General features: G+C 41.6%; 19 protein-coding genes. 12 read left to right on the forward strand and 7 right to left on the reverse strand.

The genetic code is table 11. From position 1 onward, the window contains the following. Positions 1-91 precede the first annotated feature (91 nt). On the forward strand, positions 92-1,330 hold the full coding sequence (locus tag CXF69_RS08310; protein WP_057761167.1) for an argininosuccinate synthase: 1,239 nt from the start codon (positions 92-94) through the stop codon (positions 1,328-1,330). Between the two features lie 145 nt (positions 1,331-1,475). Here the strand turns inward: CXF69_RS08310 and CXF69_RS08315 are convergent, their stop codons facing one another. Continuing rightward, positions 1,476-2,744, reverse strand: a complete 1,269-nt coding sequence (locus tag CXF69_RS08315; RefSeq protein WP_101206306.1) for a hypothetical protein — start codon at positions 2,742-2,744, stop codon at positions 1,476-1,478. A gap of 140 nt (positions 2,745-2,884) precedes the next feature. Between CXF69_RS08315 and CXF69_RS08320 the strand changes: the two genes are divergently transcribed. Further along, the gene (locus tag CXF69_RS08320) at positions 2,885-3,400 is read left to right on the forward strand and encodes a L,D-transpeptidase (RefSeq protein ID WP_101206307.1); all 516 of its coding nucleotides are present in this window, start codon (positions 2,885-2,887) and stop codon (positions 3,398-3,400) included. 147 nt (positions 3,401-3,547) lie between these two features. Here CXF69_RS08320 and CXF69_RS08325 read toward each other — a convergent pair whose 3' ends face one another. Continuing rightward, entirely contained in the window at positions 3,548-5,182 is a 1,635-nt protein-coding gene (locus tag CXF69_RS08325; RefSeq protein ID WP_102078576.1) for a CYTH and CHAD domain-containing protein, read from the reverse strand. Positions 5,183-5,335: 153 nt separating this feature from the next. Further along, positions 5,336-6,922: an isocitrate lyase gene (locus tag CXF69_RS08330; RefSeq protein ID WP_101206309.1), complete on the reverse strand. Its 1,587-nt coding sequence runs from the start codon at positions 6,920-6,922 to the stop codon at positions 5,336-5,338. A 698-nt stretch (positions 6,923-7,620) separates the two neighbouring features. On the opposite strand from CXF69_RS08330, the gene CXF69_RS08335 reads away from it, so the two are divergent. Together CXF69_RS08335 and CXF69_RS08340 are read left to right on the forward strand one after the other, a co-directional pair. Next, the gene (locus CXF69_RS08335) at positions 7,621-8,610 is read left to right on the forward strand and encodes a LysR family transcriptional regulator (protein WP_102078583.1); all 990 of its coding nucleotides are present in this window, start codon (positions 7,621-7,623) and stop codon (positions 8,608-8,610) included. A 401-nt stretch (positions 8,611-9,011) separates the two neighbouring features. Next, positions 9,012-10,385, forward strand: coding sequence for an NAD-dependent succinate-semialdehyde dehydrogenase (locus CXF69_RS08340; RefSeq protein WP_102078577.1), 1,374 nt, complete (start codon positions 9,012-9,014; stop codon positions 10,383-10,385). Positions 10,386-10,546: 161 nt separating this feature from the next. On the opposite strand, the gene purN is transcribed toward CXF69_RS08340, so the two are convergent. Further along, positions 10,547-11,239: a phosphoribosylglycinamide formyltransferase gene (gene purN / locus CXF69_RS08345; RefSeq protein WP_102078578.1), complete on the reverse strand. Its 693-nt coding sequence runs from the start codon at positions 11,237-11,239 to the stop codon at positions 10,547-10,549. Continuing rightward, a complete protein-coding gene (gene purM, locus CXF69_RS08350; RefSeq protein ID WP_102078579.1) occupies positions 11,239-12,300 on the reverse strand; it encodes a phosphoribosylformylglycinamidine cyclo-ligase in 1,062 nt (353 codons plus the stop codon). The genes purN and purM overlap by 1 nt, the downstream gene beginning before the upstream one ends. 500 nt (positions 12,301-12,800) lie before the next feature. Between purM and CXF69_RS08355 the strand changes: the two genes are divergently transcribed. The 3 genes from CXF69_RS08355 (at position 12,801) to CXF69_RS08365 (ending at position 15,846) form a co-directional block, all read left to right on the forward strand. Then, on the forward strand, positions 12,801-13,907 hold the full coding sequence (locus CXF69_RS08355; protein ID WP_102078580.1) for an AI-2E family transporter: 1,107 nt from the start codon (positions 12,801-12,803) through the stop codon (positions 13,905-13,907). Between the two features lie 328 nt (positions 13,908-14,235). Further along, entirely contained in the window at positions 14,236-15,039 is an 804-nt protein-coding gene (gene hda / locus CXF69_RS08360) for a DnaA regulatory inactivator Hda (RefSeq protein WP_101206314.1), read from the forward strand. Between the two features lie 102 nt (positions 15,040-15,141). Further along, positions 15,142-15,846, forward strand: a complete 705-nt coding sequence (locus CXF69_RS08365; protein ID WP_101206315.1) for a DUF2057 family protein — start codon at positions 15,142-15,144, stop codon at positions 15,844-15,846. Between the two features lie 118 nt (positions 15,847-15,964). On the opposite strand, the gene CXF69_RS08370 is transcribed toward CXF69_RS08365, so the two are convergent. Together CXF69_RS08370 and CXF69_RS08375 are read right to left on the reverse strand one after the other, a co-directional pair. Continuing rightward, on the reverse strand, positions 15,965-16,450 hold the full coding sequence (locus CXF69_RS08370) for a Dps family protein (RefSeq protein ID WP_101206316.1): 486 nt from the start codon (positions 16,448-16,450) through the stop codon (positions 15,965-15,967). A 265-nt stretch (positions 16,451-16,715) separates the two neighbouring features. Then, positions 16,716-17,375 (reverse strand): YcxB family protein, encoded by a 660-nt coding sequence (locus CXF69_RS08375; RefSeq protein WP_101206317.1) that lies wholly within the window; start codon positions 17,373-17,375, stop codon positions 16,716-16,718. Between the two features lie 498 nt (positions 17,376-17,873). Between CXF69_RS08375 and serS the strand changes: the two genes are divergently transcribed. From serS to CXF69_RS08400, 5 genes are all read left to right on the forward strand, one after another. Next, a complete protein-coding gene (gene serS / locus CXF69_RS08380; protein ID WP_101206318.1) occupies positions 17,874-19,160 on the forward strand; it encodes a serine--tRNA ligase in 1,287 nt (428 codons plus the stop codon). A gap of 295 nt (positions 19,161-19,455) precedes the next feature. Beyond that, positions 19,456-21,453 (forward strand): transketolase, encoded by a 1,998-nt coding sequence (gene tkt, locus CXF69_RS08385; protein WP_101206319.1) that lies wholly within the window; start codon positions 19,456-19,458, stop codon positions 21,451-21,453. A gap of 270 nt (positions 21,454-21,723) precedes the next feature. Further along, the gene (locus CXF69_RS08390) at positions 21,724-22,266 is read left to right on the forward strand and encodes a hypothetical protein (RefSeq protein ID WP_102078581.1); all 543 of its coding nucleotides are present in this window, start codon (positions 21,724-21,726) and stop codon (positions 22,264-22,266) included. Positions 22,267-22,394: 128 nt separating this feature from the next. Then, positions 22,395-22,811, forward strand: coding sequence for a hypothetical protein (locus CXF69_RS08395; RefSeq protein ID WP_101206321.1), 417 nt, complete (start codon positions 22,395-22,397; stop codon positions 22,809-22,811). Positions 22,812-22,884: 73 nt separating this feature from the next. Further along, a complete protein-coding gene (locus CXF69_RS08400) occupies positions 22,885-23,931 on the forward strand; it encodes an NERD domain-containing protein (protein ID WP_101206322.1) in 1,047 nt (348 codons plus the stop codon). The last annotated feature ends 31 nt before the right edge of the window (positions 23,932-23,962 follow it).

Below are 23,962 nucleotides of genomic sequence, written 5' to 3' on the forward strand. Positions count from 1 at the left end.
TGATGTACACTGAGCAGGTAATTATCGTTCGACTTGCTTTTGATTTGATCGTCGCCTTTTCTAAAACTATATTTCATAATGGGAGTTATTCATGGCTCAACTTGATCCAAAAAATATCAATAAAATTGTCTTGGCTTATTCAGGTGGTCTTGATACCTCAATCATCGCTAAATGGCTACAAGAAACTTATGATGCGGAAGTAATCACCTTTACCGCTGATATCGGTCAAGGCGAAGAAGTTGAGCCAGCACGAGCCAAAGCTCAAGCAATGGGTATCAAGCATATCCATATCGAAGATTTGCGCGAAGAGTTCGCTCGTGATTATGTATTTCCTATGTTCCGTGCTAACGCCATTTACGAAGGTGAGTACTTACTAGGTACGTCTATTGCTCGTCCATTGATTGCCAAGCGTTTGGTTGAGATTGCTAAAGAGCATAATGCCGATGCTATCAGCCATGGTGCGACTGGTAAAGGCAATGACCAAGTTCGTTTTGAGCTAGGTGCTGTCGCTTTGTCACCAGACGTAGTAACTATTGCTCCTTGGCGCGAGTGGGATCTATCAAGCCGCGAAAGCTTGATGAAATATGCTGAAGAGCATGATATCGCAATCGATTATGCGGGCAATAAGAAAAAATCTCCTTACTCAATGGATGCAAACTTACTGCATATCTCTTATGAAGGCGGTGTCCTAGAAGAACCATATACTGAAGCAGAAGATGATATGTGGCGCTGGTCTGTTAGCCCAGAAGAAGCACCTGATGAAGCACAGTATCTAGAACTAGAATACGAAAAAGGCGACATCGTTGCTATCGATGGTGAAGCACTTAAGCCTTATGAAGTCATGATTAAGTTGAACGAAATCGGCGGCAAACATGGTATCGGCCGTTTAGATATCGTTGAAAACCGTTACGTCGGCATGAAATCACGTGGTTGCTACGAGACGCCAGCGGGCACGATTATGCTAAAAGCGCATCGCGGTATCGAATCACTAACGCTTGATCGTGAAGCTGCCCATCTAAAAGATGAGCTAATGCCACGCTACGCAAAAATCATCTACAATGGCTATTGGTTCAGCCCTGAGCGTATGATGCTACAAGCATTGATTGACAAATCACAAGAATACGTCAACGGCACTGTACGTGTAAAACTGTATAAAGGTAGCGTGAGCGTCGTCGGCCGTAAATCTGACGATTCATTATTTGATGAAAAAATTGCCACTTTCGAAGATGATGCAGGCGCTTATGATCAAAAAGACGCAGAAGGCTTTATCCGTCTAAATGGCTTACGTCTAGCTATCGAAGCTAGCCGTGGTCGCGATTTATCTAAGTAAGTTTTTGGGCTACTGATAGCCAATTCATAACTTAGATCGCATAATAAAAAAGAGACTCTATGTTGATAGGGTCTCTTTTTTTATGGTTAGTAAATGATTGCTAAAACCATCACTTTTAGAATAGCTGTCTTAATAGTAAAGATTTTTACTCAGCTTTTTCTGTCTCTGTAACGTTAGATTCATCTTCATCTACCATGACGATGGCTACATCTTGCTGTTGACGCTCATCAATAGCATCTTGTTCTAATACTTCTTCAGTTGCCAGGATGGCTCCATCAGATTTTTGCGACTGGTATTTTAAAGTAGCGAGTGCACCAAGGACACCAACGACAAGTATGATGATAAGAATGACAGGATTTTTCCATAGCGGTGTGGAAGCCTCATATTCGATGGGCTTTTCACTAGTGGTGGTTGGTGTATTATCATTATTGCCGCCGATTAGTCCCAAACTTACTAAAGGCGGTTTAGGCGGATTGGCTGGTTCAGAGTTAACGCGCAGTCGATTTCGACTGAGATAGATATCTGAGATTTTGGCTAATTGAAGCAGCCAACGTTGATGTGGTAAGGCAACGGCATGCATCTCCGTAAATACTAGCATATCGTTGTGACGACCCTGCTGTAGATTGTCAGGTGAACGCCCAATGGCTTTTAGATAATTGCCTGTTGCCATTTGCATATCTTGCACAGGTTCATAGTTTTCAGGTTTGAATCCGGACAGTTCATACCAGTAAGGATCAAAAGAAGGTGGAATGCTTGATAACTGCTCAGCATTTAGTAACGTACGTTCCGCATTATTCTCTGAGTTGTTCTCTATCGCTTCAGCAGCTTCAGTAGTTGATTGGGGCAAGTCACTATTGCTTTCTGTCTCAGCAGATGAGGTATGCGCATGCTTTGGGCTAAATCGTGCCGCTGATAAAAACTGTGGTTGTAGTGCAAACCATTTATTGATCTCATCACTGTCTAGTTGACTGTATTCTGTCAGGATAGCCAATTCACGCAGCACAATCACGCATAAAGAGGTGAGTAGAGTTTGAGCCTGCTGCGTCGTTGCATCAATCTTCTCAGCGATATGTTCGCTTGCCTTTATGACACGGGCGTTATCACTAAATACAGCATCTGCTGCATCGTGACGATGGTAGAGTGTGGCGCTAATGGTTGCAAAGTTCATTGAGTTATACTGTCGTAACTCTTTGACAGCACTACGACCAAACAGCTTTTTGCTGACTGCTTGTCCCTGATGACGCTGCTGATAGGCGAGAAGCGCACTTACGATGGCTTGTAGACTGGCATCCATCCCTAAGCGAGCTTGCGGTAGAGAGAGCTGTGCCGCATCGGCCAAAAGTGACAGCATAGGCTGGGTATCATGATATAAAAAATCATACATCGACACACGTGTCGGTGAAATAGTCGTCATAATCTGCTAGCATCAAAAAGTGTGCCCCTATATTACGGTGCCAAATGTCTTGATACAATCCCTTGATAATAGAAATTTTCAATCATTTTGCTAATAACCTTGATAGTAATCTGATGAATGACTGATAGTCGGAAGCATTTATGACCAATAATAAGACGCTTGATAAACAACTCGTGATTAATATCGCTGAGCAAACATTGACGCTGTACCAGCAGCAGACTGAGGTTGCGAGATATGTAGTCTCCACTGCAAAGAATGGTATTGGTAGTCAGCAGGATAGTGGTTGCACGCCGCTTGGCAGGCATGTGATTGAACAGAAAATAGGTGGTAGTGAGCCTATGAATGCGGTATTTGTCGGGCGTGTACCGACAGGTGAGATATACGATACAAATCTTGGTGAGCTACATCCCAAGCGTGACTGGATATTGAGCCGTATTCTTTGGTTAAGCGGTCTTGAAGAAGGGTTAAACAAAGGTAGCAATAGCCAAGGTGGTTGCGATACTTATGAGCGCTATATCTATATTCACGGCACACCAGATACTGAACCAATGAGTATTCCGCTATCACATGGCTGTATCCGTATGCGTAATGAAGATATCGTAGAATTATTTGAGCAAGTAGAAGAGGGTATGCCCGTTACGATCGTTGCTAACTAGGTCGTTTTGCACATTTAGCCATGACGCTAACAGGAGCTATTTAAACACAATAAAAAAAGACAGTCTGTTATATAACAAACTGTCTTTTTTATGGAGTGGTTTTACTTTATGAAAGCAGTATTTGTCATAAAAACAATATTCCTACTTCTACCAAAACGTTGAGCTATCCGCAAATTTTGCTAAACATGCATCAATATGACTCTGGTCATCAGTCAGTATGGCCGTAAACCAACCTGCACCATATAAAGCATTAGCATCTGTTGTTGATTTCAATTCATAAAACTGCTGATATTGATTATCATCGTTCAGTTGTTCTAACGCTTTTTGCGCTTTTATTAGCCGTTTTAGCCAACGTTTGGTTTTCTTTTTAGCTTTTTTCTTGCTTAGTAAAGGTGTGGAAAATTCACTGATGTAACGCGAATCTTTTAATTGACTAAGCAGGTCGCTTTCAGGTTGGTCATTATCAGCAATGTCTGTGTTTACATCTAGATCTACGTCATTGCTCACAAGCTCGGTAACACTTACTTCATCACTTATTTCGTCAGCTTTTTTATTGGTCTTAAGGCATTTCTTATATTGTTTAGAGAGGACTTTAGTTAGCTTATCGCGGGCAAGCTGATCAGTCTGAGGTTCAATGCTTGGGTCGCTCATAGTAAAGGCAATCAGCTCTAACAGCGTTATCTGAAAGTCATTGGCTTGTAGCGTATTGATAGGTGTGATCTTGATATTTTCAATATCTGCTGTCCAGTCGACGGCAGGCGCGCCACATGCTTGTAGCTCAGGTTCGATCTGTGCATTGATATAAGCAAGTTGATAGTAGTCGCTAAGCAAGGTTGCAGTTTGCTTTAGTATCGGCAGCCATTCAGGGTTAATCTCATCAGAGAAGTCAGCAAATGCTTTCAACGCAGTACGCAAGCGATCAATACCAATCCGCAACTGCAAAATATGATCGTCATCTATACTGCCAGCGACGATAGCACTGCTATTTGGTAATATTTGCAATAAGCAATTGTGTACGACCGCACGTATAAAGGCAGGTGCGCTGCTGTCTTTGTCTATTTGCAATTGACTTAGGTTTGCGTTGACTGCTGGACTGTGATTTTGTCCGTTAATAAGTAAGCTACCGTTTTCAGCTTTGGTAACGGTAGATAGACACAGCTTATAGCGCTTGCACCATGTTTTGGCAGTCGTAAATAGAAAATCTAAATCTCCTGACACCAATTCAAATTCTATCTCTTGAATAGCTTTGCGTAGCGAGTCATCAGTACCATGAATAATCTCTCCCTGATCATAAGCCATTTCGATACAGTTATCGGTTTCATTCTCATTACTTTCTGTTAGCAACCGCGTAGTGCGCTCGACGTCAGTCACATAAAGTCGTGTTAGCGTCTTTGCTAGCTTTTTGAGTTTAAAGTCAGCCAATGCTGCAGCGATTGGGGTGTCTTGATATATCGTTAAATCAGGCATCAGCTCATTATTATTGAGCATTATTTGTACTTGCTCATTATTATTGAGCATTATTTGTACTTGCTCATTATCGAGTACGGCATTGTGCTCCAAGCGTGCCGCGATACCATCACCACCAGCTTTAATGGTTTGTACCCATGTATCGCCTTCTTTGCGAATACGCAGACCGATACCTGCCTGTGCAAGCTGTTGGTCAGGCGTATCGTAATAGTGTGCAGCCAGTTGTGTCACTTGTGAGGATTTAACGTGCGTTTGACGCATTAATCCCTTCAGTCGTGACTCTGGTACCAAAAACTTCAGCTCTATCTCTTGCATATTAGCTCCTAATAATTCTGACTAATGGCTCTGATCGATGGTTGTGATAAACAATTATTAGTCTACCATTCTCTGATTATTTAAACCGCAATAAAAAACCGCCCTACATGATGTAGGGCGGTTTTTTGATAAATACTGCTAGTCTGTCGGTTATTAGAACTGGTTCATCGTGTTCTTGCCGCCGCCAGCTTTCAGAGCGTTATCGCCTGAGAAGATTTCTTTGTGGTCATCGCCAAGGTCTGAACCAGCCATTGCTTGGTGCTTAACACAAGAGATACCTTCGCGGATTTCTTTACGCTGTACGCCAGCTGCATAAGCAAGCATGCCTTCTTCACCGAAGTAGCCTTTAGCAAGTTCATGAACGCTAAGAGCAGTCGTGTGGTAAGTCGGTAGCGTGATTAAGTGATGGAATACACCAGCTTCACGTGACGCATCACGTTGGAAGTTTTTAGCGGCTACGTCAGCGGCTGCATCAAGCTCAGTACCGTCGTAATCAGCACTCATCAAGTCATCTTTATTGTATGCAGAGATATCTTTGCCTTCTTCTTCCCACTGAGCGATAACTTGCTTACGGAAGTTAAGCGTCCAGTTGAATGATGGGCTGTTGTTGTATACAAGCTTGGCTTTAGGCTGTTGCTCTTTAATACGGTCAACCATCATTTTGATGTGCTCTACGTCTGGAGTCGGTGTTTCGATCCATAGTAGGTCAGCGCCGTTTTCTAGAGCAGTTACACAGTCAAGTACAACACGGTCAATGTTGGTCTCTTCACGGAACTGATATAGACCGTTAGGTAGACGAACTGGGCGTACTAGTTTGCCATTGTGCTTAAGTAGGCTGTCGTTTTCTTGAGCATTTTCTAGCGTTACTTCTTCCATTTCGATGAAATCGATGTATTTAGAAGCAAGATCGCCTGGCTCATTTGATACTGGAATTTTTTGCGTTAGTGATGCGCCTTCAGAGTCAGTACGAGCAACGATAACGCCATCTTCAACACCAAGCTCTAAGAATGCATAACGGATAGCGTTTAGCTTAGAGATGAAGTCTTCATGTGGCACAGTGACTTTACCAGCCTGGTGACCACATTGCTTAGCATCAGAAACTTGGTTTTCAACCTGAATGGCACAAGCGCCAGCTTCGATCATTTGCTTAGTCAATAGGTAAGTGGCTTCTTCATTACCGAAACCTGCATCGATATCAGCGATGATTGGCACAACATGTGAATCAAAGTTTTCGATTTTTTCTAGGATAGCTGAAGTGTCTTGGCCAGCTTCTTCAGCAGCGTTTAGTTCACGGAAGTAGTCGTTCAACACTTTAGCATCTGCTTGACGTAAGAAGGTGTAGATTTCTTCGATTAGCTTAGGTACTGACGTTTTTTCATGCATAGATTGGTCAGGTAGTGGACCAAACTCAGAGCGTAGGGCAGCTACCATCCAACCTGAAAGGTAGATGTAAGTTTTAGAAGTCGTACCGAAATATTTTTTCTTAGCGTACATAGTTTGCTGTGCAACAAAACCATGCCATGCACCTAAAGACTGCGTGTACTGAGACGTATCATTGTCATAATCTTCCATGTCTTGACGCATGATTTTTGCAGTATATTTTGCGATATCCAAACCCGTTTTGAAACGGTTTTGTGACATCATACGTGCAGCATCAACTTCGCTAATGTTCTGCCAGTTGCCGTGCTTTTGCTTTAATTCACGTACTAAGTCGATCGCTGATTTATATGCAGTTGACATCTATAGTCTCCTTGGTGGGGTGTAAAAACAAATAAGTTAATTGTTAAAATAATGGGTCTGTCGTTTTACTAAAATCCGCTTTACTAAAACCTTTGTGCTAAAAAGTAATATACAAAATTTGGTCTATCATTTATCTGTCGAAGCTCTATTTACCCTAAACAAACCGCTAGGCTATTACAAGAAATTTGCTGAACTCAACAGTTGAAAATAATTGCTGGTTTATAAATATTTATCGATTCTCACTATATATCTACAAGGTGTCCAAATACTTAATAGGCAGTGATGTCATAATTGGTAGCAAGAGATGTTACAATAATGAGGTCAATTAACCGTATTTAACGACTGACAAAAACCATTAATATATTACTTAGCGACAATATTTAATTAGATAAAAACAGCTTATGAACCTAACGTTCGTCCTCTATGCTGCAAATCCTTTATAGAACTCACTATAACCACCTTACCAAGATTTATCTAATTTATGATAGTTATCTTTGGTATTTCTGTATGATATAATGTTTATATAACAGGGTCTTACGATAGGTTTAATGAGTTATAATGGATAGTTAACAGAAAAATACAGAACGAAATTAGTAAAAAATAATGAAATTATGCTGTTACAGCGCACAAATCACCGTAGCAGCACTACAAATGCCAGCCTTAATATGGTGTTTATTCAAAAGCCAAGAGAACCGAATATGAATTTGCAGCGGGTTGATTTAAATTTATTAGTCCATCTAGATGTGTTGCTACGAGAAAAAAACGTCACTCGCGCAGCCGAGCAGCTTGGGATTACTCAGCCTGCTATGAGTAATATCTTGCGCCGTTTGCGTAAGCTGTTTAATGATCCATTATTGGTACGCTCATCTGAGGGTATGACGCCGACTGAACGCGCCCTTGAATTACAGCCGCGTATCCGCGAGATACTTGCTGATTTGACCCAAGTGTTGGAGCCACGTACTGAATTCCGTCCTTATAGTACCTCTCGGGTGTTTCGTATCATGACATCGGACTATGCCGAAGCGACCCTAGTACCTAAGCTGGTAAAAGCACTACGTTCTGAAGCACCTAATGTAATTTTGGACTTTTTGACTCCATCAGACGTCTCTTATCGAGATATGGAGCAGGGACGAGTTGATTTGGCGATTAACCGTTTTAATGAGATACCACAAAGCTTTCATCAGGTTTTGGTATGGCGTGATACATTTAGTTGTTTACTGTCGTCTGAAAGTCCTTATGCAAATCGTTTTAATCTGAAAAACTACCTTAAAGCACAGCACGTATGGGTGTCTAAAACCGGTATGGGTGTGGGTTTTGGGGTTAATCCAGAGAAATCTGGTGGACTAGGATCTATCGATCAGGCCCTACAGCGCCTTGGGCAAAAACGTCAAATCAGTGTCTTTACTCGACACTATCAAATGCCTGCTATGCTTGCAGCAAATAAAGATTTGATAGCGACTTTGCCCACGCGTGTGGCAAGAATGCAGGCAAATAACGACAGCATTATGATGGAAGATCCGCCGTTTTTTATTCCTGAGTTTGAGCTTACGATGGCATGGTCTCCTTTGTTGCAGCATCACCCAGCCCATCGCTGGTTACGTCAGTTAATTATGCATGTGGCACGACAAGTCGTTGCTGAAGAAGAAAATCCACCACAAGAGATACCGGTTATTAATCATTTGTTTTGATTGGTTTGTGTGAGTTAAATCTATCTTTTATTAGAGCAGAATATTTTTGATTATCTGAATTTTAATAAAAATATTTTTCTTTAGCTCCCACTATATATAGTTATTAGACCAGCCACTAGGCTGGTTTTTTGTGTTATAGCGTTTAAGAGTTATTATATGATATTTAGTTATACTTAATAAGTCAGTCACACTATTAACATCTTCAACACACTTCACAATATATTGTAAAACTCTTAATCAAATAGCTTGTTAAGATAACGGCAGATAGAAAACGAGCTACCAATAGATTGTGCTATCGACGTAAATTTAATAATTAAAACTGTCACAGCAAAATAATTATAAGTGACAGTAAACCCGATTATAAATCCCAAATGTAAATTCGAATAATAAGGACAGTAACTATGTCAGACATTACTACTATTAACCCAACCACGGGCGAAGAAATCAGTAACTACAATTATATGAGCAACGACGAAGTCAACAAGATTGTCGATGCTTCACATAACGCATTTCTAGAATGGCGTACAGTGAGCCACGAAGAACGTGGTCGCGTCATCAAGTCTATCGGTGATAAGCTGATGGAATACAAAGAAGAGCTGGCTAAACTGATGACTGAAGAGCGCGGCAAGTTACACAGCCAGAGCATGCAAGAAATTGATCTCTGTAAAGCCATCTGTGATTACACTGCTGAAAACGGTGTTGCTTCTTTGGCTGATGATGTACGCGATATCGAAAGCATGAAAAAAGGGTTAGTGACGTATCAACCTATCGGTATCATCTATGGCATGCAGCCTTGGAACTTCCCAGCGTATCAAGTATTCCGTTACACCATTGCAAACTTGATGGCAGGTAACAGTGTTTTACTAAAACACGCGTCTAACGTCACGGGTTCTGGTCTACTAATCGAAAAAATTCTTCACGAGTCTGAATTACCAAGTGATTTGTTCCGTACGATTATCATTGATCATGACCAGTCAGAAGCATTGATTGGCAATGACAAAGTACGCGGCGTGACATTGACAGGTAGTGACAAAGCAGGCGTGATCGTTGGACAGCAAGCAGCTAAAGCGATTAAGAAAGCGGTATTAGAGCTAGGTTCAAACGATGCATTTATCGTACTAGAAGATGCTGATATCGAAACTGCTGTAGAAACCTGTACGCAAGCACGTTTAATCAATAACGGTGAAACCTGCGTAGCAGCCAAACGCTTTATCGTAGTCGATAGCGTATATGACGAATTCCGTAAACGTATCGTTGAGAAATTTGAAGGTACTAAAGCGGGTGACCCAATGGATGATAGCTCAGATATCGGTCCATTAGCACGTGCAGATCTACGTGAGCAGCTACATGAGCAAGTAGAGCAAAGTGTGGCTAAAGGTGCAACGATTGCTGTTGGCGGTAAAGTACCTGAAGGTAAAGGTAGCTTCTATCCAGCAACTATCCTAGAGAACGTTGAAAAAGGTCAGCCTGCATACGATGACGAACTATTTGGCCCCGTCGCTTCACTAATTCGTGCAAAAGATGAAGACGATGCAATGCGCGTCGCTAACGACAGTCGTTATGGTTTAGGTGGCGCGATTTTCTCGAAAGATGAAGAGAAAGCCGTTCGTTTAGCACGTGAGCAATTCGATACAGGTATGGTCTATATCAATGGTTATGGTCTAGCTAATCCTGCACTGCCATTTGGTGGCGTGAAAAACTCAGGCTATGGCCGTGAGCATGGTGGCTTCGGTATCAAAGAATTTGTCAATATTAAAGCGGTTCACGTATTTTAAGAATGAACTGATTAGACGAATTAGCTAAATAAATAACTATTTACGATTTTAAATAATAAATAGTTATCAAATGAAAAAGCCCAGTTACTCATTACGAGTAGCTGGGCTTTTTATTGCGCTATATAAAGTGGTATTAAAAGCAGCTTAATAAGCTGAGATTTTTATCCGTCTATAAGCAATTGCAAAGGTAACGTCGGTAGGTAAGTTTCCGTTTGCGATGGTGTATTATTTGCTTCAAGTGATAATACGTTTTTTGCTAGTAGTAAAATCGTCCAAGGCAGCAATTGATGTTCAAGTTTCTGTACCCGTGACTGTAAGCTCTCTGCAGTGTCGTTAATATCGACATTCAATACAGCTTGAGTCAATACCTGACCCGCATCAAGCTCCGCTGTGACTTTATGAATACTACAACCGTGACGACGTTCACCAGACTGTATGACTCGTTTGTGAGTATCTAAACCCTTATAAACCGGAAGTAGAGAAGGGTGAAGATTAATCATGGGCGCTGGTACATTATCGATAAATGAGCCACTTAATACACGCATAAACCCAGCCAAGACGATTAAGTCGGGTTGCCATGCTATTAGCTGCTCATTGGCATGGGTTTCAAATGTTTTGATGCCCATACGTTTACCATTAGCAACGTGTGACAATACTGCAACTGGAATATTGGCATCTTTAGCACGTGTCAATGCATAAGCGTCTTCACGGTTACTAATAACACCAACGATTTCAATTGGTAGCGCACCTGCTTGCATGGCATTGATTAACACTTGCAGGTTGCTACCACTTCCTGAGACTAGAACAGCAATACGCAACGGTTTGATAGGCTGGCTTGCAGTATCAATTGACATTAACGGTACACCACTGCATCCGCCTGACCATCAGTGCTGCGTTTGACCATTTCACCTATTTGCCAAGCTGTTTCGCCCGCATCAGTTAAAGTCTGAATAGCAGCTTCTGCTTTGTCTTTTGGCACAACGATGACAAAACCAACGCCGCAGTTAAAGGTACGGTACATTTCACTCTGTGCGATATTACCTTGGGTCTGTAGCCAAGTGAATAGCTCTGAGAACTGCCAGCTATTGGTATCGATGCTAGCCGCTAGGTTATCAGGTAGTACACGTGGCAAGTTATCCGTTAGACCACCACCTGTGATGTGTGACATCGCATGTAAAGCTGAGCTACCAAGCGTATCTTGTAATGCCTTGATTGCTTTTACATAGATACGGGTAGGAGCCATTAGAGCGTCTTGAATAGGCTGGCCGTCTAGTTGCTCGTCACTACTCGTAACATCCACACCGCTAACTTCGATGACTTTACGAACCAATGAGTAGCCGTTTGAGTGCGCGCCACTTGAGGCAAGGGCAATCAGTACATCGCCCTCTGCAACATTTTCACCAGTAACGACTTCTGCTTCTTCAACCACGCCTACACAGAATCCAGCTAGATCGTAATCGTCATCTTGATACATGCCTGGCATTTCAGCAGTTTCACCACCGATAAGCGCACAGTTAGCTAGTTTACAACCATCACCAATACCAGTCACGACAGTCGCCGCTACATCAACATCCAGCTTACCAGTTGCATAGTAGTCTAAGAAGAATAGTGGCTCTGCGCCGCAAACCAATAGGTCATTGACGCACATCGCGACCAAATCAATACCAATCGTGTCATGACGGTTCAGCTGTAGCGCCAGTTTTAGTTTGGTGCCGACGCCATCAGTGCCAGAAACCAATAATGGTGAGGTATAACCTGTTGGTATGCGGCACAACGCACCAAAACCGCCAAGTCCACCCACGACTTCAGGACGAGTAGTGGCTTTTGCAACGGACTTGATTCGCTGAACCAAAGCATCGCCTGCATCGATATCAACACCGGCATCTTTGTAGCTTAAAGAAGGCTTGTCACTCATAGTCATCTCACAGTTGGGGATAGATAATTGGGATTAGAAGGTAAAGTAATTGAGCACGCAAAAATCAGCGTTATAAAGTTCAAAAGCAAAGTTTAAAGACAGTGCGCGCATTATACCCAAAAACAGACCGTACTCGCAAAGCAACTTGCCAATATTTGACTAAGATTTGCATTAAGTGGCAAATAAGCGGTTAAGAAACAAAAAATGACTGATTTTTTGTTGTACTCTGCGATAATAGAACGCTAAATTTATTGTCGATAATGGCTTTAATACAAGTCCAAATATGATTGACAGAATAAAAACTAATAAACATAAATTTATTAAAAATTAGACTTTTTAGGAATTTTAAGACGTCTCAGTTTAGCTAGCTAAAACTAATGAGAAAAGAAGGAAATTCGCCTAGTGATACATCGTGATGGCTGTAGTTATATCATTTAGAAATCGCTATTACTGACTCCCTGTCACTTTTTTAACCTCGTCCAACTATAGGATTACTTGCCATGATGAACCAACCAATAGATCCTTTTTTTCGGCGTTTATTTATTGTCGTGGCGTTAGTGGTGGCTGTGTTTCTCTTGTATTTAATGATGCCCGTCATCGTGCCTTTCGTTTTTGCCTTCATATTGGCTTATCTATTTAACCCTCTAGTCAAGCGCCTATCAAAATATATCAAGCGTTGGGTCGCGATTATTATCGTCTACTCGACGATTACTTTAGGGATGGCGTTATTATTATGGTGGTTGGTACCGACATTGTGGCATCAGCTGCAAGCGGCGTGGGATTATTTGCCAAAGATATTTAATTGGTATAACCAAGTCGTACGAGAGTGGTTCAATAGTAATACTCGTATCAAACTGCCCCAATTAGAGTCCAAAGAGTTTTCCGATACTCTCGTCGATTATATGCAAACGAATTATAAGTTCGCTGATGCTAGCACCATGATGAGCCAAATACTGACCTCAAGTATGAACTTCATCAATAATGCAGGTCTTATTGTATTAGTACCTATTTTGACCTTTTACTTCCTATTTAATTGGGATCAGCGTTTGCATAACTGGAAGATAGCGATACCAGGTGCTTATTGTCAAAAAGTGACTGAAATAGCTAAAGAGTGTGATCTGGCATTGATGGCATTTATCAAAGGTCAATTGCTGGTGATGGTGTTGCTAGGCGCTATTTATGCTGTACAGTTACAGCTCATTGGTTTAGAGCTTGGGCTTATCATTGGTATGGTAGCAGGCATTGCCAGTTTTGTGCCGTATTTAGGATTTGGTATTGGTTTTATCGCGGCTATTATCGCGTGCTTATTTCAGTTCGGATTGGACTGGACGTATTTGTCATTGGTCGTAGGTGCGTTCTTGATTGGACAAGCTGCAGAAGGTTATATCCTGCAGCCATTGCTGTTAGGTGATAAGATTGGTCTATCACCATTGTGGGTCATATTTGCTGTATTGGCAGGTGCCAGTCTACTAGGCTTTGTCGGTATGTTAATCGCCTTGCCAGTGTCCGCTGTCTTAAATGTCCTGTTCCGCCATGTATATAGCTATTATCGAACGACTGACTTTTATAAAGGCCGTAAACAACTGGCACTGTTTGAAAAAAGATAATTATCTTATTATTGAATGCACTAGATAAAGATTGATATGTAATATTAGGGTATGAACGCAATGATTGACAAGGCTTAATGGGTAAAAGACTTGTCAGTCATTTTGTAAATATGTTATATATAGGCGCAGTGTTGATAGTATCAACCGTTTTGGTACCAGTTTTGCTAACGTTGTTTTCGACAAAGTGACTGACCTATTTTTGCAAAGACTATAGGGCCATTACTTACAGCTGTATCGGCTAGTATTGACAGTAATGAATACAGCTCAACGTAACCTATCTTTTTTATTATATTTTTTCATTGCACTACGCAACACGAGTTGATGATTCATGGCAGAAGCACAGCTAAGTCTCAATCTGGACATTAAGCATGATGCAAGTCTCAGCGACTTTGCCGGTCCCGGTTGGATGTCGATTATTGATGCAGTACGGCAGTTACATGTCGGCCTGATCGGTCAACTATATCTGTTTGGTAGCCCTGCTACAGGTAAGTCCCATTTGCTGTCCGCTATTTGTGAGTCATTTATCGAAATGGACAAATCGGCTATCTGTTTGTCCCTTAATGAGCTGATTCATACAGATGTCCACGTACTATCATCTTTAGAAAACTTTGATTTGATTGCCATCGATGATTTGGAAGTGCTTGAGCAGAGCAGCCAGTGGCAAGAAGCTTTATTTCACCTGATCAATCGTAGCCGAGAAGGGCAACGCCAGTTATTATTTGCCGCCAATAAACCAGCCGACGACTTACCATTCCAGTTAAGAGATTTAATGACGCGTTTGGCACAGGCACCTACTTTTAAAGTGCCTACTGGTCATGATTTGGCAGACAGACAAGCATTATTACAGTCTATTTTGCGTCGGCGTGGATGGCAGTTTGACGATCGAATTATTGATCACTTACTAACTGATGGACCGCATCGTATCGGTGCGATGATGGAAGTACTTAATTATATTCAACCAATGTTTTCTAACCTTGGTCGCAGTAATATCTCAAAAGCAGTCATAAGTGATGCTTTGCGTACCATCGATGAGCAGACGCTTGCCGCGGAGCTGGCGGATATCGCTCAAGAGACGCAATTAGATAACGACACGCCTGATCAAGACCAACATACGATGCCACTTGATTTTTAGCAGTAAGACTCTGAGCAGTAAGGCTTTTAGCAGCAAAAAATGAATAACCGTAAGAATACGAATCTTTTGTCCAACTCGCTTTTACTATTAATGGAATAACTTATGAAATCGAATACTTTTTTGCTAAAGAAATTAACGATAGGCACGTTGTTGGTGGGGGCTGCCTTGGTTTCTATGTTGTCACAGGCAGCGGTTACTCTACAGGTTGATGACCATATCAAAGTAACTGCTATTAATGGGCAGGAAATTCAGCAGAGCGCTTTTCAGCCGCTGCAGAAAACATTTACGTTACAGCCTGGACAACATGCTATTACTGCTAAGTATGACCGTTTATATAACTTGCGTCGTGATGAGCATGATTACTTGCGTTCAGGTAATGTCAGTGTGACGGCACAATTGGCCGACAATCAAACATATCGTTTGACTATGCCTAATCAACCAGAAGATTATGAAGCTGCTAGAGAATATGCCAAGCAGCCTACGCTCGCTGTGCAACAAAACAATACTGTCATTGCTAGCCAGCAAAGTATGGCCGGTAACCAAGGTGGTCTATTTTCAGGCCTTGGTAAAGCGCTAGGCGGCGTGTTCGGCGGTGCAGGTGATGCAGAGTTACAGAACCAACGTGCTATCGCCTCTTTAGATCAACCAGTAGTAAATTCTACTAGCAACGTCAACACTGGCACGACCACTGTTAAGCAAACATCTAGCGTAAATACTTCTACTAGTACGTTAGATACGTTTATGCAAGTATGGCTACAAGCCACGCCTGCTGAACGTGAAAAAATGCGTCAATGGATCGAAAAATAAAACAGTCTTTTCTAAAAGATAGACAATAAAAAAGCACCTAATTAGGTGCTTTTTTATTATTTAGTATTTGATGATCATTAGGCTTATTAAAATTTAGCCTAGTAAAATCTAACGATTCTTAACCCAAAAACGCGTTATACATCCATACCAGTTTTTCTTGCTCTTGTACGTAAGCATCGATTAGGTCAGCTGAACCTTGGTCTTCGCTCTCTTCTGCTAACGCTGATACTTGGCGTTGCTCTGCAATTAACGCTTGTAAGCCAGTGACTACGCCTTTGACACAGCTTGTGCCATCTTTGACGTTTTTGTCTTCACTAATACTAGTATGCTGCGTAAAATCGCTATAAGCGTGAAGTGGTGTACCACCCAAAGTCAAGATACGCTCAGCGATTTCATCAATTTGTAATTGTAGTGACGTATATAGCTCTTCAAATTGTGGATGCAAAGTAAAGAAATGCTCACCTTTTACATTCCAGTGATAGCCACGTACGTTTAGATAAAACACGTGATACGTCGATAGTAGGTTGTTTAACTTGGCGATGACTTCGCTCATGTCTGCTTTTTCTAGACCGATCTGGTTAGTAGCATTGTTAGAATTGCTCATAGTATTGTCCTTATAGTGTGAGTGTAGTTATATGATAATAAATAAAGAAGAATAAAGACTCTAATCAATTGAAATACAGCGAAAATACTTTAGTTTTTATCTGTAGCTATCAATATAAACTCTATCTCTTCCTTTGATGCTTATAATAATAGCAAACTATTATTAATAAGTTAAATTTAATAAATACAATTTTACGATTGGTTTTATAAAACTAAAACCAAGTCTCTTTACTGTTTTTCTAAACGATAGAGAGACCTCATTACATTTACGCTGGTGGCTGCAAGTTTTCAGGATTTAAGCCTTTAACGGGAACCACTTCTTGTAAATGTTGACGTATCGTATCGATAGGAAACTTCTGTGCTTGCAAGCGTTTCGGTACGATTTGGCTACCTTGCTGACCTTTTAGCTCAAACATCATAAAGATATAGTCGTCAGTCTCATCCCAGCTCTTGATAGAGGTCCAAGGAATAACCGCTTGCTGAGTTGCGCCTGCACGCATTTGCATACCGCGCATTTGCGAGTTTTTCATCATATCAGGCTGGTTGCTTGGCATCGCCATGACTAGACCATGCTTTTGTACACCTAACTTCATTTGGCGCATTTCATCTGGCATCTCTTGGTCGGCCACTTGTTTGTCAAACTCTCTTTTTACGTACCATTTAAAACCTAAAGTACGCGCCAATAGATATATCACCACACCAACCAGCATTAACCAAAAGATAATGGTTGAATAGCCTGTTACAAAGATAAGTCCTGCAATAGCAAGTACCACAACCACTGCCATGATGATCCACTCTTTGGTCTTAAAGCTTGATAAACCAAAAGACGGGCTGGCACTGGCAAACAGTTCATACTGTGCTTGGTGGAATTCAGCCTCAGTTAGGTTTAAGGCGACAGGTTGGAGCGTGTAGGGGTACAGGGCCATAAAGGTTTCTCAAATACTTATATTAAAAGCGTTGGATTAAAACTGCCAAAGCGAAGCAGCGATGCCGTACTTGGCTAGACGTGAATAAAGGTATGCGCTTATCTTACCGAAAAGTACTCCTAAATGAAACATATAAGCAAGACTGTTCACGGATAGATGTCATATTAATGACGTAGTTCAAGCTCTATACTCAGCTTATTCAGACTAGACGAAAGCAAAAGTGAGCAATTAAAAACATAATAACTTGCTATAAGCGATTAGCATAATGAACAAAAGCTAGTGAGAGTCAGCCAAAAACAGGGAAAAGTAGCCAAAGATATCCAAAACATGGTCAAATCTGCCGTGTCTTGGTATTATAGCGACTACAAGATATGTTGATATAAAACATAACGTCATAGCCAGTTATCACAAAGACCGTGATAGCGATGTGCTAGGCAATTACCCTATTAATAATACTTTTAAACCTTTTACTCACCTTTAGTGTTACAGGCAACTACTATGATTGATCCGAAACTCTTACGCGGCGATTTAAGCGACCTACAGCAGCAGCTAGCCACCCGTGGTTATGAGCTTGATATGGAGTTCTGGCAGACGATTGAAAACGAGCGCAAGTCTCTACAAGTAAAAACCGAAGAGTTGCAATCGCGCCGCAATGCTGGTGCTAAGCAAGTAGGTGCCCTAAAAAAATCAGGCGAAGATGCCAGTGAGCTATTGGCTGAGATGCAAAGCGTTAGCGGTGAGATTAAAGCTGCGGAAGACGAGCTACGTACGCTACAAGAGCGCATCACTCAAGCGGCTTTGCAAATTCCGAATATTCCGGCGGCGGATGTACCAGTCGGTACGTCAGAAGAGGATAACGTAGAAGTGCGCAAATGGGGCACGCCGCGTACGTTTGATTTTGAAATTCAAGATCATACTCATATCGGTGAGACGCTTGGTATGCTGGACTTTGAGGCAGCGACTAAGTTGACTGGAAGCCGTTTTAACGTGCTAAAAGGTCAATTGGCACAATTGCATCGCGCACTAATTCAATTCATGTTGAACACGCATACTATGAAGTACGGCTATCTTGAGACCTATGTACCTTATATCGTCAATAGCGATAGCTTGAAAGGTACGGGTCAGTTGCCTAAGTTTGAAGATGATTTGTTTAAGCTAAGCAATCACACTAATAACGATGAGATGGATTTTTATTTGATCCCAACCGCTGAAGTACCAATGACCAATTTGGTACGTGGTGAGCGTTTGGATATTAAAGAGTTGCCATTAAAGTTCACGGCGCATACGCCATGTTTCCGTAGTGAAGCAGGTTCACATGGGCGTGATACTCGCGGTCTGATTCGTCAGCATCAGTTTGAAAAAGTGGAAATGGTCAATGTCGGTACTAGCGATCAGTCCGATGACCTATTAGAAGCGATGACAGGACAGGCTGAATATATTTTGCAGCAGTTGAACTTGCCATACCGCACGGTACAGCTATGTACTGGCGATATGGGTTTTGCTGCACAAAAGACCTATGACATCGAAGTATGGCTACCAAGCCAAGATACCTATCGTGAAATCTCTAGCTGCTCTAACTGTGGTGATTTCCAAGCGCGCCGTATGGGTACGCGTGTCAAAGATGGCAAACAAACTAGCTTGGCTCATACTTTGAACGGTTCAGGTTTGGCCGTGGGTCGTACGCTACTAGCAGTGATGGAAAACCATCAAAATGCTGATGGCAGCATTACGATTCCAGAAGTATTACGTCCGTTTATGGGCGGTACTGAGACTATTTCAGTTTAATAGATTGACTATAAGTAATGAGCTGCTTGTCACTTAGGTCACTCGCAGCTTATTATTTATAACTTAAATTGAAATATATAACTGTCTATCGTTTAACAAAACTGATGTGAGTCATTGCTAAATATAAACGGTCTTGTCACCGCATTTTTGGCTAGGCTCATAGCAAATATGTTAATATTGCATTTTTATTTTATAGCCTATCCATTGAGGACGCCTGCCGCGTTTTTGGTGGATTATCCTCTGAGTAAACTCTCATCTTATCTTTATACTACTCATTCGAATATTAGGACACTCTATGCCAGCTCCAATTAGCGAACGTAAACTAGCCAATGCCATCCGTGTACTGTCGTTTGACGCGGTTCAAAAAGCCAACTCTGGACATCCGGGTGCGCCAATGGGTATGGCTGATATTGCCGAAGTTTTGTGGCGCAAATTTTTGAAGCACAATCCAGCAGATCCTAATTGGCACAACCGTGATCGCTTTGTACTGTCAAACGGTCATGGCTCGATGCTTATTTATTCATTGCTACATTTATCAGGTTACGATGTGAGCGTTGATGACCTAAAAGGTTTCCGTCAGCTGCATTCAAAAACCCCAGGGCATCCTGAACTTGGTTATACGCCTGGTGTAGAAACGACGACTGGTCCACTAGGACAAGGTATTGCTAATGCGGTTGGTTTTGCGATCGCAGAGAAGACACTTGCCGCACAGTTCAACCGTGAAGGCCATAATATCGTTGATCACCATACCTATGCATTCTTAGGCGATGGTTGCTTAATGGAAGGTATCAGTCATGAAGTTTGCTCGCTCGCTGGCACACTAGCTCTTGGCAAACTGGTATTCTTCTATGATGACAATGGTATCTCAATCGATGGTAACGTCGAAGGCTGGTTCACCGATGATACCGAAGCGCGTTTTGAGTCTTACGGCTGGCAAGTGATCAAAGTCGATGGTCATGATACTGATGCAATCACGCAAGCGACTGAGCAAGCCATTGCAGAGACTGCTAAGCCAAGTCTAATTATTTGTAAAACCACGATCGGTGCTGGTAGCCCGAACAAACAAGGTCTAGCCGCCAGTCATGGTGCACCACTTGGTGATGATGAAATCGCCTTGACTCGTGATGCGCTATCTTGGAAGCATGCCCCATTTGAATTAGATGACGAAATCTATGAAGCGTGGGATGCTAAAGCCAAAGGCGACGTACAGCAAAAGAATTGGGATGCAGACTTTGAAGCATATAAGAAAGCCTATCCAGAGCTTGCAGCAGAACTATCACGCCGCCTAAATGGCGAATTGCCTGCTGACTTTGCTAGCCAAGCGCAAGCTTATATTCAGCAAACGCAAGAAGCGGGTGGTGATGTTGCTAGTCGTAAAGCCAGTCAAAATGCTATCAACAGCTTGCAGCCACTATTGCCAGAACTATTGGGTGGTTCAGCAGATTTAGCGGGCTCAAACCTTACGCTATTTAAAGGCGCGAAAGGCATCGAAAAAGACGCTGACGGTAACTATATCTATTACGGTGTGCGCGAATTCGGTATGACTGCGATTGCCAACGGTATTGCATTGCATGGCGGCTTTATTCCTTACGTCGCGACGTTCCTGATGTTTATGGAATACGCACGTAATGCGGTACGCATGGGCGCGTTGATGAAGCAGCGTGTCATCCATGTCTATACGCATGACTCTATCGGTCTGGGTGAAGATGGCCCAACGCATCAGCCAGTTGAGCAATTGACTAGCCTACGTACCACGCCAAACCTACGTACATGGCGTCCTTGTGATGCGACTGAATCTGCAAGCGCATGGGTAGAAGCAATCAAATCAGAAAACAACCCATCAGCATTGATCTTTAGTCGTCAGAGCTTGCCACATCAAGCACGTGATAGCGAGCAAGTAGTGAACATCACCAAAGGTGGTTATGTACTGGCAAAAGAACAAGGTGAGCTACAAGCTATCATCATCGCCACTGGTTCAGAAGTTGGCCTAGCGATGGAAGCGTATGAAGCCTTGAGCGCAAATGGTGTTGGCGTCCGTGTGGTCTCTATGCCATGTGCTGAGATTTTCGTTGAGCAAGATGCTAGCTATCGTGAAGCCGTATTACCTGCCAATATCCGTGCTCGCGTCGCAGTCGAAGCCGCGCATGTAGATTACTGGTATAAATTCGTTGGTCTAGATGGCAAAGTCATCGGTATGACGACTTATGGCGAATCTGCTCCTGCTAGTGATTTGTATAAAGAGTTCGGTATCACGACTGACGCTGTGGTCGAAGCAGTAAATAGTTTGGTGTAATCAACCTGACTTAGTTTTTGTTAAAAAAAGAGCCATCAGAGAAATCTGGTGGCTCTTTTTATGGCTTAATCTTTGACTTTTCTTTTGGTCTGCTTTCATCAATATGGCTATCGGTAAAATAACTGCTGCAATCAGTACTAAATTCTGTGCCTCAACATGATGATTTAGTGGTAAATTAGAATGGACTGATTGCTCACAAAGTTAAGTTTTATTTCTTGTGCAGCTCTCATATAAAAATAAATTATATGACTATAGAACTGGAAAAATTAGATGGATAGTATCGAACTGGCAAATGCTATTACATGGCTAAAACAGATTGAACTAAGTGAAGGCTTGATAGCAGCCTGCATAATCGGAATGTTTGGACTATGCGGTATTCTCATTACTCAGAGATCTGAACGCAAAAAGGAGTATGAAGCCTTTTTGAGAATAAAGTTTGAGGAAGTGGTTTTTAGACTGGTTGATTTTGCAGCCATTATTCAGGAAGTTCAATCCAAAATTTTTTTAAGCAGTTGCGATGAAGCTTTAGACGTTGATGAATTTTACAGAGAAGGTGGCAAGATAGAAATATTGATAGCTTTATATTTTCCAGAACTTGAGAAAAAATATGAGTTGTTTTTAAATGCAGGGGGAGACCTGATAAATGCACAGCATGAACATGAAACTAATCCTAACGATAGTACTTTAGATGTACTTAAACAGCTTGATGAAGAGTATGATCGGGTTTATAAGAGTTTTTATAAACATATCAAATCATGTTCTTCTGCTTATGCCAAGCCTTTAAAGCATCGTAAGAGAGTGCTGATTAATTAAGTTTAAAGAGTCTTGGTATTACGCCTAGTACATTCTATAACCATTCTAAAGATCGCTACCATGTCCCTAAAATCCTCCTTTAAAGGTTTCCTAGGCGAAACCAAAAATTATAAAGGCTGGATATAAAGATGAATATCGTGCATCAAAAAGTAGCTATCTATAACAATAAAATTAAAGAAAGTGCTGAGTTAATATTTGAAAGCTATTCGGATTCTTCTGAAAATGTTGGGCTAACTCTTGTATTGGCTGAACTTGGCAGGTATCAATTTCAAGATAGTGATTTTTATAAGGCTTTATTCGGACTAAGGGCACTATTAGAGCCTAAAAACATTGTTATATGTATCAATGGATGTAGATTAGATTTTGTCTGCTCAAGTATGGGGCAGCAAATGTCACAAGGAAAAGTTGGCTATATAATTGAAATAGGAAAGCGAGCAACCAATAGGGCTCGAACTTTTGATCGTTGTGATGATGAAAGTAAATTAACCACAGTAAATAAGCAAATGGACTATATCAGACAATGGAGTGAGTCGCTAAAAGGTTAGTTTACTGGTTATATTAAATGAATATTTGGTGTAAGTGCCAATTAAGTAGATACTATCGATAGAGTAAGAAACAATGTCCCTAAAATCCAGCTTTAAAGGTTTCCTAGGTGAAACCGTCATTAATGTCGCCATGTGGCTAAAGCTTGAAAAAGACGTCTACCACCGATTAAACGGTATTACCTTGCCACGAGCTAATGGTGGCAGTACCCAGATTGATCATATCATCGTCTCTATATACGGCATCTTTGTCATCGAAACCAAAAACTATAAAGGCTGGATATATGGTAGCGAGAACCAAAGACAGTGGACGCAAGCCTTCCCAAATGGAAGTAAATTCAAATTCCAAAACCCATTGCGCCAAAACTACTTGCACATTAAGACGCTCGCAGATTTATTAGGCTTGGAGTTGAGCTACTTTCATTCGATGATTGCTTTTATCGGTGAGTGCGAATTAAAAACCCGCGATGAGTTGCCCGAGTATGTATTGACGAGTGGTATGGTGTCTTATGTGAAGGAAAAGCAAAATAAGATACTCACTGAAGATGAGGTTGCATCTATCGTTGCGCAGATTAATAGCAATAGATTTAGTAAGTCTTGGCGCACCAATCGAGAGCATAAAGCCTATCTAAAAGACAAGCATAGCAATTCAAGCAAAAATACAAATAAGCAGCCTAGCGATAATACTAATGATAAACCAGTTGCTAAAGTGGCTCATGAGTCTATACCAGAGCCGATAGTAAAAGAGACCGCTAAACGAGCTATTCTAAAAAGTAGGGAAGTGCATCGATGGTCGGGTCAGACTGACATTGAATCTAGCGATTTACCAATTGATAGTATGGACACTCAGCAGGCAGATATTCAGCATACAATTACATCGCACGATATTGCTGATAAGGTTTTTCTTACGCCGTTTGAGATCGTAGAATCTGAGCCAAAAGTTAATGAACCTGCGACAATTGAGGTGATAGACCATACAGCTGATTTAATTCAAACGCCAACCTGCCCGAGATGTAACGGTGAGATGATCAAGCGCGTGGCAAAAAAAGGCCTGAATCAAGGTCAGACCTTTTTTGGTTGTAGCAAATTTCCTAAGTGCCGCGGTGTGGTTAATATTGATTAGTCGTTAATCATCTTAACCTTAATCATTTTAA

It is taken from the genome of Psychrobacter sp. Choline-02u-9, assembly GCF_002836505.1.
GTDB lineage: Bacteria > Pseudomonadota > Gammaproteobacteria > Pseudomonadales > Moraxellaceae > Psychrobacter.

Coding starts and splice junctions, on each gene's coding strand:
- CXF69_RS08400 (WP_101206322.1), top strand. CDS start 22,885: ATGTCCCTAAAATCCAGCTTTAAAGGTTTCCTAGGTGAAACCGTCATT.
- CXF69_RS08310 (WP_057761167.1), top strand. CDS start 92: ATGGCTCAACTTGATCCAAAAAATATCAATAAAATTGTCTTGGCTTAT.
- CXF69_RS08355 (WP_102078580.1), top strand. CDS start 12,801: ATGATGAACCAACCAATAGATCCTTTTTTTCGGCGTTTATTTATTGTC.
- serS (WP_101206318.1), top strand. CDS start 17,874: ATGATTGATCCGAAACTCTTACGCGGCGATTTAAGCGACCTACAGCAG.
- hda (WP_101206314.1), top strand. CDS start 14,236: ATGGCAGAAGCACAGCTAAGTCTCAATCTGGACATTAAGCATGATGCA.
- CXF69_RS08315 (WP_101206306.1), bottom strand. CDS start 2,744: ATGACGACTATTTCACCGACACGTGTGTCGATGTATGATTTTTTATAT.
- CXF69_RS08390 (WP_102078581.1), top strand. CDS start 21,724: ATGGATAGTATCGAACTGGCAAATGCTATTACATGGCTAAAACAGATT.
- CXF69_RS08335 (WP_102078583.1), top strand. CDS start 7,621: ATGAATTTGCAGCGGGTTGATTTAAATTTATTAGTCCATCTAGATGTG.
- CXF69_RS08395 (WP_101206321.1), top strand. CDS start 22,395: ATGAATATCGTGCATCAAAAAGTAGCTATCTATAACAATAAAATTAAA.
- CXF69_RS08375 (WP_101206317.1), bottom strand. CDS start 17,375: ATGGCCCTGTACCCCTACACGCTCCAACCTGTCGCCTTAAACCTAACT.
- CXF69_RS08320 (WP_101206307.1), top strand. CDS start 2,885: ATGACCAATAATAAGACGCTTGATAAACAACTCGTGATTAATATCGCT.
- CXF69_RS08340 (WP_102078577.1), top strand. CDS start 9,012: ATGTCAGACATTACTACTATTAACCCAACCACGGGCGAAGAAATCAGT.
- CXF69_RS08325 (WP_102078576.1), bottom strand. CDS start 5,182: ATGCAAGAGATAGAGCTGAAGTTTTTGGTACCAGAGTCACGACTGAAG.
- CXF69_RS08330 (WP_101206309.1), bottom strand. CDS start 6,922: ATGTCAACTGCATATAAATCAGCGATCGACTTAGTACGTGAATTAAAG.
- CXF69_RS08365 (WP_101206315.1), top strand. CDS start 15,142: ATGAAATCGAATACTTTTTTGCTAAAGAAATTAACGATAGGCACGTTG.
- tkt (WP_101206319.1), top strand. CDS start 19,456: ATGCCAGCTCCAATTAGCGAACGTAAACTAGCCAATGCCATCCGTGTA.
- purN (WP_102078578.1), bottom strand. CDS start 11,239: ATGTCAATTGATACTGCAAGCCAGCCTATCAAACCGTTGCGTATTGCT.
- CXF69_RS08370 (WP_101206316.1), bottom strand. CDS start 16,450: ATGAGCAATTCTAACAATGCTACTAACCAGATCGGTCTAGAAAAAGCA.
- purM (WP_102078579.1), bottom strand. CDS start 12,300: ATGAGTGACAAGCCTTCTTTAAGCTACAAAGATGCCGGTGTTGATATC.